Origin of the sequence: Polaromonas sp., from assembly GCF_012927455.1 — a bacterium.
In the GTDB taxonomy this organism is placed as follows: domain Bacteria; phylum Pseudomonadota; class Gammaproteobacteria; order Burkholderiales; family Burkholderiaceae_C; genus Polaromonas.
In genome coordinates this window covers 283,428-299,628 of the sequence record NZ_JABBPE010000005.1, presented here as the reverse complement: position 1 = coordinate 299,628, position 16,201 = coordinate 283,428, and the positions used below count along the sequence as shown (strand labels likewise).

Genomic DNA, 16,201 nt, shown 5'->3' with positions numbered 1-16,201 from the left:
TGAGCGCGCCGTCCGGTCAGGCCATCTGCACCGGGATGGTCGAGCGCTCTTCCTTGATGCGGTTGTCCGGATTGACGAACACCAGCTTTGGCGCAAAGCTGGCGACTTCCTTTTCATCGACCTGGGCAAACGCGGCAATGATCACCAGGTCACCGACTGCGGCGCGGCGTGCTGCCGAGCCATTCACCGAAATGATGCGGCTGCCGCGTTCGGCCCGGATGGCGTAGGTGATGAAGCGCTCGCCGTTGTTGATGTTCCAGATATGCACCTGCTCGTTTTCGCCCAGGTTGGCGGCGTCCAGCAGGTCTTCGTCAATCGCGCAGGAGCCTTCGTAATTGAGCTCGCAGTGCGTCACGCTGGCGCGGTGAATCTTCGATTTAAGCAGGGTTCTGAACATGGCGGGAAGGATTGAGGACAATGGAAAAAGGCTGGCTGGGCCGCTTGCGCCAGGCTGCCCGGCAACCACCGGGGCGCCATGGGTTTTGACGGGCTGTAACCTTGCTTGGCGACAGACCCCACGGATTTACCCCTAGTTTAGGTCACTGTACAGTTCGCCTTTTCATCGACATTTTTTACCCGGATTGCGCATGCCCAAGTCATTCAATTTTTCTGCCGAGGCGCTTGCCCGGCTGGCGCAGGAAGATGTGGCGCGCGCGCTGGCCGAAGACGTGGGCTCGGGCGACTTGACCGCAACCCTGATTGCCCCCGGTTTGCAGGCGAAGGCGCAGGTGCTGGCCCGCGAGCGCGCCGTGATTTGCGGCAGCGCCTGGGTGGAGGCCGCTTTCAGGCAGCTCGATCCGCAGGCAACGCTGGTCTGGCATTTGCAGGACGGCGAGCGCTGCCAGGTCAATCAGGTGGTGTTCGAGGTGCAGGGCCAGGCCCGTGCCCTGTTGACGGGTGAGCGCACGGCGCTGAATTTTTTGCAGCTTTTAAGCGCAGTTGCCAGTAAAACCGCTACTTATGTGGCCATCGTGGCCGGCACAAAGGCCAAGATCGTGGACACACGAAAAACCCTGCCTGGCCTGCGCCTGGCGCAGAAGTACGCGGTCCTGACCGGCGGCGGTACCAACCACCGCGTCGGCCTGTACGACGCGGTGCTGATCAAGGAAAACCATATCGCTGCGACCGGCGGCATCGCGCAGGTCTTGCAGCAGGCCGCACAGGTCGCCGCGCAAGCTGATTTTGTCGAGATCGAAGTCGAAACGCTGGACCAGTTGACGCGGGCGCTGGCCGCCGGTGCGCGCATGGTGCTGCTCGACAACATGGACCTGCCCAGCTTGAGGGAAGCGGTTCGCCTCAATGCCGGGCGGGCGGTTCTGGAGATTTCGGGTGGCGTCACGCTGGACGGCCTGCGCGCGCTGGCCGAAACCGGCGTGGACCGCATTTCCATTGGCACGTTGACCAAGGACGTGCAGGCGATTGATTTTTCGATGCGCTTTGAGGTGCAGCAAGGAGGCCAGCCATGAGTCCAGTCATTTCCCGCATCCAGGTCGATTACGAGCAGCCCCTGAACGCCGTCGGCGCCAAAGCTGGCAAGGCCTGCGCCACGCGCCACGCCTGGGCGCGCGTGCCGGTTGAGCCGACGCAAACCGAGCGGGCTGCGCTGAAAGAGCGAATTCGCGGCTTGCTGAAAGCGCGCAACGCCGTCATGGTGTCGCACTACTACGTACACCCCGATCTGCAAGACCTGGCCGAGGAAACCGGTGGCATCGTGTCCGATTCGCTGGAAATGGCGCGTTTTGGCCGCGACCACGCCGCGCAGACGCTGGTGGTGTCGGGTGTGCGCTTCATGGGCGAAACCGCCAAAATCCTGTCGCCCGAAAAACGCGTGCTGATGCCCGATCTGGACGCCACCTGCTCGCTGGATCTCGGCTGCCCGATTGACGAGTTCAGCGCGTTTTGTGACGCTCACCCAGATCGCACAGTGGTGGTGTATGCCAACACCAGCGCGGCGGTAAAGGCGCGCTCCGACTGGCTGGTGACATCAAGTTGCGCCGTCGACATCGTGCGTGCGCTAAAAGACCAGGGTCAGAAAATCCTCTGGGCGCCTGATCGGCATCTGGGCGGCTACATCCAGCGTGAAACCGGCGCCGACATGCTGATGTGGAATGGCGCCTGCATCGTTCACGATGAGTTCAAGGCCTTCGAGCTTCAGGCTTTGATGAAAGAGCACCCCCAGGCCAAGGTGCTGGTACACCCCGAATCCCCGCCCGACGTGGTGGCGCTGGCCGATGCCGTTGGCTCGACCTCGGCTATTTTGCGGGCCGTACGCGAGATGGATGCGCCGGAATTCATCGTCGCCACCGACAGCGGCATGATGCACAAGCTGAGCACCCTGAACCCCGGGAAAATCTTTATCGAAGCACCGACGGCCGGCAACAGCGCCACCTGCAAGAGCTGCGCCCATTGCCCGTGGATGGCCTTGAACGGACTGGCCGGGCTGGCGCAGGTGCTGGAAACCGGCGCGAACGAGGTGCAAGTCGATCCGGTGCTGGGCCTGCGCGCGCGCCTGCCGATTGACCGCATGCTGGTTTTCACGGCTGCGCTCAGTAAGGGTCAGCCCACCGCCGGGCTGGTGCCGCACTTTGGCGCGGCATAAAGCCCGCGCGCCGGGTCGGCACCACCGGCAGAGCCTGGCGTACGCATGGATACGGCCAAAATACTCCTGTTTTGATAGCTGCTCGCGCCCGTCCGGCGGGCGCTAGATGCCAATATGACCCCTAATTCACGGATTGACTTCGCCGATCCGCACGACAGTGCCGCGCCGCGCCTGCGCCACGCCTTCGGCACGCCGCGCGCGGTATTGGTCGCGCATGAACTGGCCGAGGTGCGGCCCGTGCTCGACGCCGTGCAGGCCGCTGCGCTGCAGGGCCGCTGGTGCGTGGGCTACCTGCGCTACGAAGCTGCCACTGCCTTTGACGCCGCCCTGGCCGTGCACGCGCCCGACGGACCGCTGGCCTGGTTTGCCGTGCATGACCAAGCCTTGCCCTGGCCCGAGGACCGCTTCGCCGGCACGGGCGCCACCGCCCAGGTGCAGTGGCATGAAAGCTGTTTGCGCCCCGCATTTGACGCGGCCATGGACCAGATCCAGCGTGCCATCGCAGGCGGCGAGTTGTACCAGGTCAACTTCACGGCACTGCTGGAGGGCGCCTGGCAGGGCGAACCGACAGAAAACGCGGCGCAGGCCCTGTTCGCCGCCCTGCAGCGCGCCCAGCCGGGCGGCTACGCGGCCTTCATCGACACCGGCCACACAGGCGACGGGCAGCTGCTGTCGGTGTCGCCCGAGCTGTTTTTTGACTGGCGCGGCGGCCACATCCTGGCTCGGCCCATGAAGGGAACCGCCGCGCGCGGCGCCACGCCGCAAGACGACGCCGACCAGGCCCAAGCCCTGCGCGCCTCGCCCAAGGAGCGCGCCGAAAACGTCATGATCGTGGACCTGCTGCGCAACGATATCTCGCGCATTGCCGAGCCCTTTAGCGTGCGGGTGCCGCGCCTTTTCCATACCGAGGCGCTGCCCAGCGTGTGGCAGATGACGTCCGACGTGCTGGCCCGCACCCGCGCTGGCACCACGCTGGCCGACGTGTTTGGCGCGCTGTTTCCCTGCGGCTCCGTCACCGGAGCGCCGAAGGTGGGGGCCATGCAGATGATCCGCACGCTGGAAGCCGGTCCGCGCGGCGTCTACTGCGGCGCCATCGGCGTGGTGCGGCCGGGTGAGCCGGGGCAGGGCATAAGAGCCACCTTCAACGTGCCGATTCGCACCGTCACCGTGCGGGGCCGCACACTGCGCTGCGGCATTGGCAGCGGCATCACCTCGGACGCCGTGCCGCCGGCCGAATGGCAGGAATGGCGCCACAAGCGCGCGTTTGTCGAGCGGGCCAGCCTGCCGTTTGACCTGCTGGAAACCCTGGCGCTGCAAGATGGCCGGCTGCGCCACAGCGCCGAGCACCTGCAGCGTCTGGCCGGCGCGGCCGCGCATTTTGGCTACGCCTGGAACCCGGCCAAGGTCCGCCACTGTCTGCACGAACTGGTGCAAGTCCACCCGCAGGGCTTGTGGCGCGTGCGCCTGCTGCTCAATGCCCAGGGTCAGGCGCGCGCCCAAGCCTTTGTCATGGACGCATCACCGGCCCGAGTGCGCCTGCAACTGGCCGGGTGCCCGCTGGACGAAGCCCACGGCGAATTCGTGCGTTTCAAAACCACCCGCCGCGCGCATTACGACGCCTTTACGCCCATCCAGCCCGGCGTGTTTGACACCGTGCTGTGGAACACCGAAGGCGAAATCACCGAATGCACGCGCGGCAATGTAGCCATGCTGATCGATGGCTGCTGGCTGACGCCGCCGCTCGCTTGTGGCTTGCTGCCAGGCGTGGGGAGGGCGCTGGCGTTGCGCGATGGAAAGCTGACCGAGGCCGTGGTGCGGGTGGACGACGTGAAGCGGGTGCAGGGCTGGGCCTTTGTCAACAGCCTTAGAGGGCGGATACCGGCTCGAATGAACTGAGCAGATTTTCCTATTCGCCAGCCGTCGGCTACTTTGGGAATTTGTTCTGCCGGCAGAAAACCTGCTTTGTTTTCCGGCGCACTCATGAGACCGCCTCCATCAGTTTTTTATCTGCTCTCTTGCCGGACGACAAGGCCTTTTTCAGAAAGCGATTTGCAGGTTGCTCAAGAAATTTGAAAGTGAGAAGGCTCGCCGCGATCATTGGCACCACGCAGGCCACGAAATGGCTGGGCCCCTGCTGGAACCTTTGCAGGTCATTCACCAGATAGTCGGTAATGATGAACCACAATGGCCAGTGCAAGAGATACAGGGCGTAGCTGGCTTCGCCTAGCAACACCATGGGCTTCGTGGCTAGAAACCAGGCCAACGCGCCGCGACCGCAGGCGAGGCTGTAGATCAGGGCCATCATCATCGGTGCCGTTGCACCATTCATAAATACGCTTTCGGGCGCGTCTAAGGACAAAAAAGCCACAAGCGCGAGGACCGATCCCACTGCGATGTATTGGGGGTAGCGGTCAAAAACCCCCTGCTTTCGCGTCAGCCAGAACTTGCCAAGTGCAATCCCCAATAAAAATTCTGGCAGTCTTACCAAAGGGTTGTTCGACCAGAAGGTATGGTCAAAGTGTGCGGTCACGAAGCCAGCCAACGGCCCTGCCAATGAGGCGATCCAAAAAACAGCGGTTGCCACAAGCAGGCCTTGTGGCTTGAGTTTCAAGATGGCCGGGGCAACAATCGGGAACAACAGGTAGAAGAATGCTTCGACCGAGAGAGACCAGGCGGGCGGATTCCAAACCATAGACGCAACCGATGACCACGACTGCATCAGCGTTAACGCCGCCGCAGCGAAGATGCTGGTATCTATCCACGGGGAGGCACCGCCTGTCGCCGCTATCTCTCGCACCGTCAAGGGAGCGGCAATCAAAAATCCCAGTAAATAGACGGGATAGATGCGCGCGAACCTGGCAACCCAAAAATTGCGCTTGCTGGTTTTTGGGCTTCCTTCCTGGCTCATGTAGCTGTAAGTAAGAATGAAGCCCGACAGGATGAAAAACAAGGTAACGGCGACGAACCCGTGGTCTAGCACGTTGCGGACGGACTGCTCGAATTGCGGCAATGGCGGTTTTCCAAAATGGTGGAGGACGACCAGAAACGCCGCAATAAACCGCAGGCCTGTGAGCGAATTGATGGGTTGCTGTTTTATGGCTGTAATCACTGTGGTGCGCTTTCCCAGGTATCGCCCGAACTAATAATTCCAAAAAAGCCGCGCATCAATCTGGCCGGATGCAATCAGGTACTTGAGCTGCTTGAGGCGGGTGAAAGGCCTTGCTTCGAAAGTCGCCAGGTCGATTCCAATCCGCTGGTACACGTCGTGCAGTTGCTGGGCGCCCTTGGGCGCGTCCCAGCTGCATTTAAAGCCCGGCAGCTGATCGTGAATTTTTCCGAAGCTGACCCGGTAGCTGCGGTTGTCGCCGCCAGCCCGGCCGAATGTCAACCCGCAACCGGGATAGACGCCCGCGACGATCTGCGCAATCTCGCGCACCTGGTAGTTGTCGGCGTCATGGCCGACGTTGAAAATCTGCGCGTGTATGGCTTCTTGTGGGGCTTCGAGCGCGCAGGCAATCGCTTCGCAGATGTCCAGCACATGCACCAGTGGCCGCCACGGCGTGCCGTCGCTGGTCATCGTGATTTTTCCGGTGGTGGCCGCGATACCGCACAGATTGTTCAACACGATATCGAAGCGCATGCGCGGTGACGCGCCATAGGCGGTCGCGTTGCGCAGAAAAGTCGGCGAAAACGTCGGCGAGGCCAGCGCGGCAACATCGCGCTCCACCAGCGTCTTGCAGGTGGCGTACGCGGTTTGCGGATTGGTCGGCGACAGCTCGGTCATCGGCTCGGCGCCATTCGCCACCCCGTAGACGCTGCAAGACGAGGTGTAGACGAAGCGCTTCACGCCGGCGGCCTTCGCCAGTTCGGCAAGCCGCAGCGAAGCCTGGTGGTTGATCTGGAAAGTCAATTCAGGGACGTTCTCGCCCAGCGGGTCGTTGGACAGCTCCGCCAGGTGCACGACCGCATCGATCCCGCGAACATCTTCGGGCTGGATGTCGCGAATGTCGCGGTTGATGGTCCGCGGAAATCCGGGCACCAGTTTACGGTCGCTGAACAACCAGCCATCGCGGTAGTAGCCGGTATCGAGTCCGACGATGTCGTGTCCGCGAGCCTGCAGAAAGGGTGCAAGAAGGCAGCCGATATAGCCCTCAACGCCAGTGACGAGCAGTTTCATGGAGTGGCTTCGTTGCGTGATTTGGAATAGTCAGGGAAGAATCGGGCCAGCTGTTCACGCCAGAGCCGGTCGCACAGCCGGTTCGGCGGCAACTCGACATCGGCGAATGTCAACAGCGTGGCTTTGGAAATCGCTCGCTTGAGCCTGCAGCCCTCGGCAAGACCGATGGGGAGCAAATCCTGCGCGCGGGCCGTCGGCAAATTCTCGGCAGGTCCATAGCGCATGTAGCCGCCCAGGCGGTCCATTTTGCCGACCCGCATTCCCGGCACGGCGGTGGTGATCTGCGGCGCAACGCCGCGCGCCATGAAGCCAGCGCCCACCAGATCAACGCGAATGGGTCGACCTTCTTGTTCGCGCCTTTGCAATGGGGTATCGACAATGATCATCCTGTGCCGTCCTGGCGTACGAAGTCTGGCCAGCTGCGGTCCTTGTCCGACATACTAAGAATAGGCACCGGCCACTTAATGGCGAACGCCGGGTCATCGTGCCGGGCACCTCCCTCAGCCGCAGGCGTGTGAAACTCCGAGACCTGATAGTTAACCATCGCGTCATCCGTTAGCGTGATAAAGCCGTGGGCGAAGCCTTTCGGTACCAACAGCATCCGCTCGCTGGAATCGTTTAGCTCGACTCCTATCCATTGGCAGTATGTCGGCGACTCCGGGCGGATGTCGACGATCACGTCCCAAATCGCGCCCCGCACGCAGCGCACCAGTTTGTCCTCGGCATGCGGGGGCAGTTGATAGTGCATGCCGCGCAAGGTGCTCGCTTGGTGCGTCAGCGACACGTTGGCCTGCACCATCCGCGCAGGCAGCCCATTGGCCTGGAACTCTCGCTCGCAGTAGGTGCGGCCGAAATAGCCCCGCGTGTCCTCGCGCCGCTCGACATCGACAATCATCGCGCCTGCTAGCGACGTCTTCGTGAAAATCATGGTTTACTTTGTAAAAGGCGCAAGAACCAGGGTCACCCTATTTTTCAGGACGCCTCGCCCGTTTCCCACAAGGATTCAAGCGTCTGCTTGTCACGCAAAAACTGCTTGATCAAATGGCCTTTGTAGCCCCAGCAGATGACGAAGTCGTTCAGCCCGTGCGCCAGAAACATTTTCTTGAGGTGCCAGGCCAAAGGCTTGCCGCCGCTTTCGACCATTGGCGCGGGGCGAACCGCTCTCTCTTCGCTGATGCCGGCGCCCAAGCCGCCGGCAGGCATCATGACCTGCATGTTGATGCCTTCGGGTTGATGGCGAGTGATTGATTCGACGTACCCGGTCCGCACGCCATCGATTTCAAAAGCGCCGCATTCTCCAGCGCGTGCGCGGCTTGCTCGATCAGATCCAGTGGGATTTTGGAGCGTTCCGCCATGGCCAGCAGGTCTTGGCTGCCGTCTGCGAGGTTGAGCACCCAGAGAAGCGCCTGTTCAAGCGCGCGCGGCCCGGCTCCGCCAACCTTGCCGTACAAGCCACGTTTGCCGAGCTGGGGTTCCCCCTTCGGGCTCAGGTTCACAACGCGTCGATTGACGTCGATGACCGACATGACGCTTGCCACCGCCCGAATCGAGCCGGCGAGGCTTTCGCGCTTGATCAGCGACAGGTCGTCGGCCGACGTGTGGTATTCAGGATAGCCGGCGTTGGAGGATCGTGTGATGCGCCCGATTGGCAGGTCAAAACCCGGGGAGCAAAACTGGCGCTCATCGTAGCCGTAAGGCTCAAAGTCAGTCAGAACGCCACGATGGGAATCATGGGCCAGCACGTAGGCCGCCGCGCGGTCAGTCAGGGTATCGCCGCGACGGCTTCGCTTGTAAGTAACAGGCCCGGCGTCGCCGAGCAAACCGAGCACCAGGCCTGCCTGCAATCGCTGCAGGCGATCTTCGTTGCGCGACAGCCATGCGAGAGAGCCTATCGTTCCCGGTCCGAAAATAAAACGCCAAGTCAGGCGTGGCCGATCATGGCGCAATGCGCTCGCCAGCACGGCGGCCACGGCGATGCCGGTCAGGTTGTCATTGGCCAGTGAAGGATGGCAGGTGTGCGTGTAGACAATCGCCTCGCCGTCGGTGCTGCCCTGAACTACCGACTCGGCGTAAGTGAGGTGCCCGGCTGCCAGGTCCGAATCAACGACGACACGAAAAGGGCCGGCAGCGAGCGCCTCCCGGTCTTTGTGCCGCAGGCAAAAGCCCCAGTTCTCGTTGTAATACGAGGTGCGATACGGGATCCAGTCCGGCTGGTCCGGCAGTGAATGCAGATGCGGCTGAAGTTCGTCAAGCGTCATCGTGCGGTTGACAGGCACTGAATAGCTGACGACGTGCAGATTGTGCTGGCGAAAGTCCACCAGCCTGCGACCTTCGAGATCTGCAATGTAGGCATCGCGGATGTTCCACTCGCGCGGGATTTCCCAGTCAAAAGCGGCAGAACCGGTCGGGATCTCGGTGCGCTCAAGCGGCGTCACTTGCTCGACCAGATCCAGTGTGCGGCGCACGCCTTCGCCGGTAATACTCCGGCAGATCGGGTACATCTTGGCCATCAACGCGAGCGCTTCGTCTGCCGCCCTGAGCGATGCGCTAACGGTTTGCAATTCACTCAGCATAAAAGCGCTTCTGACGCGGCGTCAACGGTGACTGGACGCGAGCTCGGGTGTGCCCAGCACTTCGACCTCCGGAATTGGCACCACGAATTGGCCACCCCATTCGGCGATGTAGGATGCCGCGCTGGAAATTTCGTCTTTGAGGTTCCACGGCAGGATCAGCACGTAATCAGGACGGGCCTGGCGAATACTGTCGGGCGCAAGAATCGGGATTCGCGTGCCCGGCGTGTACTTGCCCTGTTTATAGGGGTTGGCGTCGACAGTGAAGTCGAGGAAGTCAGTACGGATGCCGCAGTAGTTCAGCAGCGTGTTTCCTTTGCCTGGTGCGCCGTAGCCGACGATTCGCTTGCCGCGCTGCTTCGCGTCAATCAGAAACGCCAGCAGCTTGCGCTTGGTCGCCTTGACCTGCTCGCCGAAGCCCAGGTAATGCTCCAGCGTCATAAAGCCTTCTTCGACCTCGGTAACCAGCATGGCGCGGACGCGCTGGCTCACCGGAAGGGTCAAATTGTTCGTGTGGCGGGCGTAGATACGCAATGAGCCCCCATGCGTCGGAAGTTCGTCCACATCGAACAACGTCAGCCCGTGACTGGCAAAAACCTTCTCTACCGTCAGGAACGAAAAATAACTGAAGTGCTCGTGGTAGATGGTGTCGAACTGGTTGCACTTCATCAGTTTGCGCAGGTGCGGAAATTCCATCGTGATCACGCCGTGCGGTGCGAGTAGCCGCTTCAAACCAGCGACGAAGTCGTTGAGGTCGGGCACGTGCGCGAGCACATTGTTGCCGAGCAGCAAGTCGGCCTGGCCATGCGTGCTGGCAATTATTTCGGCGGTGGCGCTGCCCAAAAAACGGATCTCGGTGGGGATGCCTTTCAATGCGGCTACAGCGGCGACATTGGCAGCAGGCTCGATGCCCAGCACCGGTATGCCCTTGGCAACAAAATGCTGCAGAAGGTAGCCGTCGTTGCTGGCAATCTCTATGACTTTGCTGGTCGGCCCTAGTTTGAAACGCTCGACCGCCATTTCGGTGTAAGCGCGCGCATGCTCAACCCAATTGCTCGAATACGACGAAAAATAGGCGTATTCACCGAAAATGTTTTGCGGCGCAACGAACTCCTGTAGTTGCACCAAAAAGCAGTTGCCGCAAACATAGGCATGCAGCGGGTAGGTCGGCTCCATCAGTTGCAACTGGTCGGCGCTGATGTGTGTCTGGCACAGCGGCGACATTCCAAGATCTACAAAAGTGTGCTCAAGCGCGGTTCCGCAGAAGCGGCAGGTTGCGCTCACGGGAGGCGGGCTGAGAAGCGGGTGCTGGAGGGGGGAGAAATCATTCATGATGGCGTTTTCACTGGATTGCAGCCAAGTTGCCTGAACTAAGAGGTTTGTGAGTTTGCGAATCCTTCACTTCGCTGGACAACGCTCGGGTTCCGACCAACTCATGAAGCACCCTTGAACGAACTGGCGCCCCAGGATCATCGGGAAATTTGCGCGCAAAGTAAGCGGGGGAATTTTTCAGCTGTTCGATGTTCTCTTCATCAAACTCGCCGGTATGAGCCTGGTTAAAAAGCTGCACACAGTGGTTCATCGGCCCCTTGCTTGCTCGCAGGTGCATGAGAAGTGTGGGAATCAGGATTTCCTCGGACAGGCGAAGGCGGCTGAAATAGCTCCACAGGCGAGGGCGGTGAAAACTTTCGGCCATGGCAGCGATGATGTGCCGGCGGGCACCAAACCACGCAGAACCATAATAGGCGCGAAAGTTCTCATCAAAAATGTGCCGGCCAATCGACCGCCGGCTGAGCGCCTGGGTGAGCTGAAGCGCAAGCCACGATACAGGCGTTTTTGAGCCGCCGCTGTGCAGCCATATACCGGCCTCGTCGCGCCTGCCCGCAGAGGCACCGAAGTAGGCGCTCGACAGCCGGCTGGCAATCCGGTGCCGCAATGACCTGTCGGGCGTAAAGGCCCGGTAACCGATTGACATCAGCGCGTCCTGGTCGTTCAGCACGTCAACACAGTCGAAATGTGCATCGGCGCGGCCCGATACATGTGCTTCGAACTGCTCGATTGGCTTGATCGGAAGGCACGTCGGACTGAGCAACTGCAGGTAGTCGAAATCTAAATGTGTCAGCGCGTACTGCATGGATTGGAAAATACCCTCGACGAAACCGAAAACCCCCCAGCCGGTGCGTTTGGGATCGGGGACGAAACGGACGTTCGGCGCGCTCAGCGGAAACACCGGCGTCTGCGAAAAATCGTGATGCACAAGCACGGTGTGGGGCGCCAGCGCGCGTGCTAGTTGATCGACTGTTTCGGGTTTGCTTACAGCGGACATCACAAGGAAGACGATTCTTGCTTTCATGGCTCTTAAATCTCAATTAGAACTGGCTTGTTTTGTCTGCCAAAGGCACTGTGACACCTTGCAGCAATGCTGCGGTGGCAGGGGAGACGACTGCAACGCAAATAGCCGCATCCACGGCGTGTCCGCAACCAAACTGAACCAGGACTCCCCAGGCTGACGGCTTCCCAAGTTGAAAAATTAATGGTAACTTTTTGCACAGCCCTAATTTTTAAGCTTTTAGAAAACTCGTCAATCTCATAAACGGACTATTGACACTTCCCCGAAAAAGTCAACTGTTGAATTATTGAATCACGAGATCGCGGCGCATGCGCCAGCGTGGGCCGAACACCTGTTCCCCTTGCCGCTGCTGGGCATGACGCTGGTTATCCAGATCTTTGTCTACCCAAACGCCTGGCCCACTCACTTGTCCTGGGCAGGGCTGCTGCGCTACCTGCTGAGCCATGGCGCCGGCAGGCTGTCGCTCGATCGGTTGCTTTCTATCCACTAAAAAGGCGTAAACCCGTTGAAAAAGAATTGCTATTAAAACGTGAGCTAGCAGCGCCCGCCAGATATGGGCTAGAGCCCCATTTGATGAATAAACAGCGGGCAAGACGCACCGGGGCGTGCCCAGGCCCAACCTAGCTCAAGCCAGCGGCGGCACCAGGACTGTGGGCACGGCCTGCTTTGCCATTTCTGGGTAATCGCGGCTGTAATGCAGCCCCCGGCTTTCGTGCCGGCCGTGTGCCGAGCGCACGATCAGCTCGGCTACCTGAACCAGGTTGCGCAACTCCAGCAAATCGCGCGAGACCCGGAAATTGGCATAAAACTCGTGAATTTCCGATTGCAGCAAGGTGATGCGGTGGGCAGCGCGTTCGAGGCGCTTGGTGGTGCGCACAATGCCGACGTAGTTCCACATGAAGCGGCGCAGCTCGTCCCAGTTGTGCGCGATCACCACGGTTTCGTCGGCATCGGTGACCTGGCTCTCATCCCAGGCGGGCAAGGCGCTGATGGGGGGGGCGGCGCCAGGGGTGTTTTCTATGGCCTGGGCGGTGGCGCGCGCCAGCACCACGCACTCGACCAGCGAATTGCTGGCAAGCCGGTTGGCGCCGTGCAGGCCGGTGCAGGCGGTCTCGCCAATCGCATACAGGCCGCTGCTGTCGGTACGCCCGGCCAGGTCGGTCAGCACGCCGCCGCAGGTGTAGTGCGCGGCCGGCACCACCGGAATCGGCTGCTTGGTAATGTCGATGCCCAGCTCGGCGCAGCGCTGCAGGATATTAGGAAAGTGCTCGCGCAGAAATTCCGGGCTCTTGTGCGAGATGTCGAGGTAGACGCAGTCGAGCCCGTGCTTTTTCATCTCGAAATCAATCGCCCGGGCCACCACGTCGCGCGGCGCCAGTTCGGCGCGCGAGTCATGCGCCGGCATGAAACGCGTGCCGCCAGCAGAACCAGCAGAAGGCGGCAGCAGCAACCGGCCGCCTTCGCCGCGCACTGCCTCGCTGATCAGGAAAGACTTGGCTTGCGGGTGGTACAGGCAGGTCGGGTGGAACTGGATGAACTCCATGTTGCTGACGCGGCAACCGGCGCGCCAGGCGGCGGCAATGCCGTCGCCGGTGGCGGTGTCCGGGTTGGTCGAATACAGGTAGACCTTGCCCGCGCCGCCGGTCGCCAAAATGGTGTGGGCCGCGCTGAAGGTGGCGACCGCGCCGCTGTTCACGTCCAGCGCATAGGCGCCGTGGCATTGCGCGCCCGGGCGTTTGAGCTGCCGGTCGGTGATCAGATCGACCAGCATGTGGTGCTCAAACACGGTGATGTTGGGGCTGCGGCGCAGCTCGGCGATCAGGGTGCGCTGCACGGCGGCGCCGGTGGCGTCGGTGGCGTGCACGATGCGACGCTGGCCGTGGCCGCCTTCGCGCGTCAGGTGCAGCTCGCCGGGGCGCTCGCTGTCTTCGGAAAAAGGCACGCCCAGCGCGCGCAGCCAGGCAATCGCCCCGGGCGCGCCCTCCACCACGGCGCGCACGGCGGCCAGGTCGCACAGGCCGGCGCCGGCCACCAGGGTGTCGCTGATGTGTTGCTCCAGCGTGTCGCCCTCGGCCAGCACGGCAGCCATGCCGCCTTGCGCCCAGCCGCTGGAGCCGTCGCTGAGTTCGCGCTTGGTCAGCAGCGCCACGCGCCGCCCTGGGGCCAGCAGCAAGGCGGCGGTCAGCCCCGCCAGACCGCTGCCGATGATGAGAACGTCAAAAGTTTGCTGTGTCGGGCTGGGCGAGGGGGTCATGGGGCGCCTTTGGAGGCCTTGGTGTCTTGGGGTTAGGCCGGTATATGGGGGGTGTAGGCCAGTCGCACGTAAATTGGTGCAAAGGACTCGGCCTGGGTAATTTCAAGCAGGCATTCCTTGGCCAGTTCAAGCAGGGCGATGAAGGTCACCACCAGCACCGGCATGCCGCGCGTGGCGTCAAACAGGTCCTCAAATTCAAGAAACTTGCGGCCTTGCAGCTTGCGCAGCACGATGCTCATGTGCTCGCGCACCGAAAGCTCTTCGCGGGAGATGACATGGTGCTGGACCAGTTTGGCGCGTTTCACGATGTCGCGCCAGGCCTCCTGCAAATCGACCACCGTCACGTCGGGAAAGCGCGGCTGCAGCGATTGCTCGACAAACACCTGGGCGCGCAGGAAATCGCGGCCGAATTGCGGCATCTCGTTGAGCTTGTGGGCGGCCAGCTTGATCCGCTCGTATTCCAGGAGTCGCCGCACCAGCTCGGCGCGCGGGTCTTCAGCCTCCTGGCCCTCGGCCACCTTTTTGGGCGGCAGCAGCATGCGCGACTTGATTTCAATCAGCATGGCGGCCATCAGCAGGTATTCGGCCGCCAGCTCCAGATTGGTGGCGCGGATCTCGTCGACATAGACCAGGTACTGGCGCGTCACCGCCGCCATCGGAATATCAAGAATGTTGAAGTTCTGCTTGCGGATCAGGTAGAGCAGCAAGTCCAGCGGGCCTTCAAACGCCTCCAAAAACACCTGCAGCGCGTCCGGCGGGATGTACAGGTCATGCGGCATGGCAAACAGCGGTTCGCCATACAGGCGGGCCAGTGCGACCTGGTCGATCACCTCCGGCATATCGTCCAGCACAGAGAGATCGCCGGGCCGGCTCGGACCAGCCGCGGGCGGCAGCTCATGCGAAGAGGACTGGGAAGACTGGGAAGACTGGGAAGTGGGGATGCGTGACATGGTGCAGCCTGGGCGGTTCGGGTGTGCAAGTCATTTGCTATTAAAAAAATAGCTGCTTGCGCCCGTCCTGTATGGGCTAGAGGCCTATTTGACTCTCTTTTTAAGCTATTTGCCGTTGTCGTGGCTGCCGCTGCCGTAAACATAGGGCTGCTGCGCCACCCGCGCTTGATCGTGTTCCGACTGCTCGGCCCGGCTCAGGTTTTTGTCCCACAGCAGGGCGCGTCCCGCGAGTTGCTCGGCTTCCAGCGTCGGCTTGTTGGCCTTGAGCTGGTCGATAAACAGGGTGGCTTCGGAGGTGTAGTCGGGGCGGCGAAAAATGGACATGGATCTGAGCTGCCTAAAACGTATAGTGGGCTGATTTTACCGGGGGCTTGCCTTGCACTCATTATTTCGTTTGACTGTGCCCGTGAAAACGGGCTCAGCATCGGCGGTTTCGCTGACAACTTGGCTAAGGACGGTGCTTTTTATGGGTTTGCTGTCGTTTGTTCTGTGGCTGGCGGGCTGCGACCAGCAACGCATCAACGAGTTGGAGGAGGGCGTGGCGACCGAAACCGATGTGCGGGCGCGTTTTGGCGAGCCCGAAAAAGTCTGGCTGCCGGCCGACATGGCCAGCGTGCCGTTGCCGCGCGCCACGCTCGACGTGGTGGCCGCGCCCGGCGCGCGGACGTTCGAATACAACCGCCAGCCGGCCGGTAATGTCAACTACATGATTACCATCGGGCCCGATGGCAAGATGAGCTCGCTGCGCCAGGTCTTGAGCCCGCAAATCTTCAAGCTGGTGATTCCGGGCATGCGCATGGAGCAGGTCAGGAAGCTGCTCGGCAAGCCGATGAAAATCACTCCGTATGGGCTCAAGCAAACCACCGAATACGACTGGCGCTACCTCAGCTCGCCCAATGTGCCGCACATCTTCACCACCGTGTTCGATGCCGATCTGCGCGTTGTCAGCACCGGGTCGGTCGAAGAAGCGCTGGTCAACCCGATGGGCGGGCAGCGCTAGGCTGGCCTTACGGTCGTAAACTCTTTTTTGATTAAATCAGAGAGAAAGCCAGGCTTTAGCCCACATAAATAGTGTGCAAGTTGCTATATTTGTGATAGCAATCCGGCGTTGCCCATCAGCCGCCGCCGCTGCCAACCCGCAGGGCCTCCCACGCCAAATTCAGCCTTGCCCGAATCCAGCGGCCGGTTGCGCGTGTTGGTGGCGGGCCGTCGCCTCGTCTTTTTCAACAACCAGATTTCTTACAAAAACCGGCTGTTGATAGACCATAATAACTACCACTGCTCTGTCTTTCGAGATATAC

General features: G+C 61.3%; 16 protein-coding genes and 1 pseudogene. 5 read left to right on the top strand and 12 right to left on the bottom strand.

Annotation, left to right across the window (positions count from 1 at the left end):
* Nucleotides 1-16: 16 nt before the first annotated feature.
* Nucleotides 17-397 carry an aspartate 1-decarboxylase gene (gene panD / locus HHJ18_RS07370; protein ID WP_296913342.1) on the bottom strand — a complete coding sequence of 127 codons (381 nt, stop codon included), beginning with the start codon at nucleotides 395-397 and terminating at the stop codon, nucleotides 17-19.
* 190 nt (nucleotides 398-587) lie between these two features.
* Here panD and nadC point away from each other — a divergent pair, with 190 nt between their 5' ends.
* The 3 genes from nadC to HHJ18_RS07355 all read left to right on the top strand — a co-directional run bounded on the left by nadC (nucleotide 588) and on the right by HHJ18_RS07355 (nucleotide 4,495).
* Nucleotides 588-1,466 (top strand): carboxylating nicotinate-nucleotide diphosphorylase, encoded by an 879-nt coding sequence (nadC, locus tag HHJ18_RS07365; RefSeq protein WP_296913340.1) that lies wholly within the window; start codon nucleotides 588-590, stop codon nucleotides 1,464-1,466.
* Nucleotides 1,463-2,599: a quinolinate synthase NadA gene (nadA, locus tag HHJ18_RS07360; protein WP_296913338.1), complete on the top strand. Its 1,137-nt coding sequence runs from the start codon at nucleotides 1,463-1,465 to the stop codon at nucleotides 2,597-2,599. Before nadC ends, nadA begins: the two co-directional genes overlap by 4 nt.
* A 114-nt stretch (nucleotides 2,600-2,713) precedes the next feature.
* Nucleotides 2,714-4,495, top strand: coding sequence for a chorismate-binding protein (locus HHJ18_RS07355; RefSeq protein WP_296913335.1), 1,782 nt, complete (start codon nucleotides 2,714-2,716; stop codon nucleotides 4,493-4,495).
* Nucleotides 4,496-4,577: 82 nt separating this feature from the next.
* Here the strand turns inward: HHJ18_RS07355 and HHJ18_RS07350 are convergent, their stop codons facing one another.
* Genes HHJ18_RS07350 through HHJ18_RS07315 form a run of 8 tightly spaced genes read right to left on the bottom strand, consistent with a single transcriptional unit; the run spans nucleotide 4,578 to nucleotide 11,699 of the window.
* Nucleotides 4,578-5,708, bottom strand: coding sequence for an acyltransferase (locus HHJ18_RS07350; protein WP_296913332.1), 1,131 nt, complete (start codon nucleotides 5,706-5,708; stop codon nucleotides 4,578-4,580).
* A gap of 30 nt (nucleotides 5,709-5,738) precedes the next feature.
* Nucleotides 5,739-6,776, bottom strand: coding sequence for an NAD(P)-dependent oxidoreductase (locus HHJ18_RS07345; protein WP_296913330.1), 1,038 nt, complete (start codon nucleotides 6,774-6,776; stop codon nucleotides 5,739-5,741).
* Nucleotides 6,773-7,162, bottom strand: a complete 390-nt coding sequence (locus HHJ18_RS07340; protein WP_296913327.1) for a hypothetical protein — start codon at nucleotides 7,160-7,162, stop codon at nucleotides 6,773-6,775. The genes HHJ18_RS07345 and HHJ18_RS07340 overlap by 4 nt, the downstream gene beginning before the upstream one ends.
* Nucleotides 7,159-7,704, bottom strand: a complete 546-nt coding sequence (rfbC, locus tag HHJ18_RS07335) for a dTDP-4-dehydrorhamnose 3,5-epimerase (RefSeq protein ID WP_296913326.1) — start codon at nucleotides 7,702-7,704, stop codon at nucleotides 7,159-7,161. The genes HHJ18_RS07340 and rfbC overlap by 4 nt, the downstream gene beginning before the upstream one ends.
* Before the next feature lie 44 nt (nucleotides 7,705-7,748).
* Nucleotides 7,749-7,991, bottom strand: a complete 243-nt coding sequence (locus HHJ18_RS07330) for a hypothetical protein (RefSeq protein WP_296913324.1) — start codon at nucleotides 7,989-7,991, stop codon at nucleotides 7,749-7,751.
* Nucleotides 7,979-9,349 (bottom strand): DUF4910 domain-containing protein, encoded by a 1,371-nt coding sequence (locus HHJ18_RS07325; RefSeq protein WP_296913321.1) that lies wholly within the window; start codon nucleotides 9,347-9,349, stop codon nucleotides 7,979-7,981. Before HHJ18_RS07325 ends, HHJ18_RS07330 begins: the two co-directional genes overlap by 13 nt.
* A 21-nt stretch (nucleotides 9,350-9,370) precedes the next feature.
* Nucleotides 9,371-10,678, bottom strand: coding sequence for a class I SAM-dependent methyltransferase (locus HHJ18_RS07320; protein ID WP_296913318.1), 1,308 nt, complete (start codon nucleotides 10,676-10,678; stop codon nucleotides 9,371-9,373).
* Between the two features lie 10 nt (nucleotides 10,679-10,688).
* The gene (locus HHJ18_RS07315) at nucleotides 10,689-11,699 is read right to left on the bottom strand and encodes a hypothetical protein (protein WP_296913315.1); all 1,011 of its coding nucleotides are present in this window, start codon (nucleotides 11,697-11,699) and stop codon (nucleotides 10,689-10,691) included.
* Nucleotides 11,700-11,991: 292 nt separating this feature from the next.
* Between HHJ18_RS07315 and HHJ18_RS07310 the strand changes: the two are divergent.
* A pseudogene (locus HHJ18_RS07310) lies at nucleotides 11,992-12,186 on the top strand (DoxX family protein); the annotation flags it as partial.
* Nucleotides 12,187-12,321: 135 nt separating this feature from the next.
* Here HHJ18_RS07310 and nadB read toward each other — a convergent pair.
* The 3 genes from nadB to HHJ18_RS07295 form a co-directional block, all read right to left on the bottom strand.
* Nucleotides 12,322-13,950 carry an L-aspartate oxidase gene (nadB, locus tag HHJ18_RS07305; protein WP_296913312.1) on the bottom strand — a complete coding sequence of 543 codons (1,629 nt, stop codon included), beginning with the start codon at nucleotides 13,948-13,950 and terminating at the stop codon, nucleotides 12,322-12,324.
* A gap of 32 nt (nucleotides 13,951-13,982) precedes the next feature.
* Entirely contained in the window at nucleotides 13,983-14,789 is an 807-nt protein-coding gene (locus HHJ18_RS07300; protein ID WP_296913517.1) for a ScpA family protein, read from the bottom strand.
* 216 nt (nucleotides 14,790-15,005) lie between these two features.
* On the bottom strand, nucleotides 15,006-15,224 hold the full coding sequence (locus HHJ18_RS07295; RefSeq protein WP_296913309.1) for a DUF3460 family protein: 219 nt from the start codon (nucleotides 15,222-15,224) through the stop codon (nucleotides 15,006-15,008).
* A 142-nt stretch (nucleotides 15,225-15,366) separates the two neighbouring features.
* On the opposite strand from HHJ18_RS07295, the gene HHJ18_RS07290 reads away from it, so the two are divergent.
* Nucleotides 15,367-15,900, top strand: a complete 534-nt coding sequence (locus HHJ18_RS07290) for an outer membrane protein assembly factor BamE (RefSeq protein WP_296913306.1) — start codon at nucleotides 15,367-15,369, stop codon at nucleotides 15,898-15,900.
* Nucleotides 15,901-16,201: the final 301 nt, after the last annotated feature.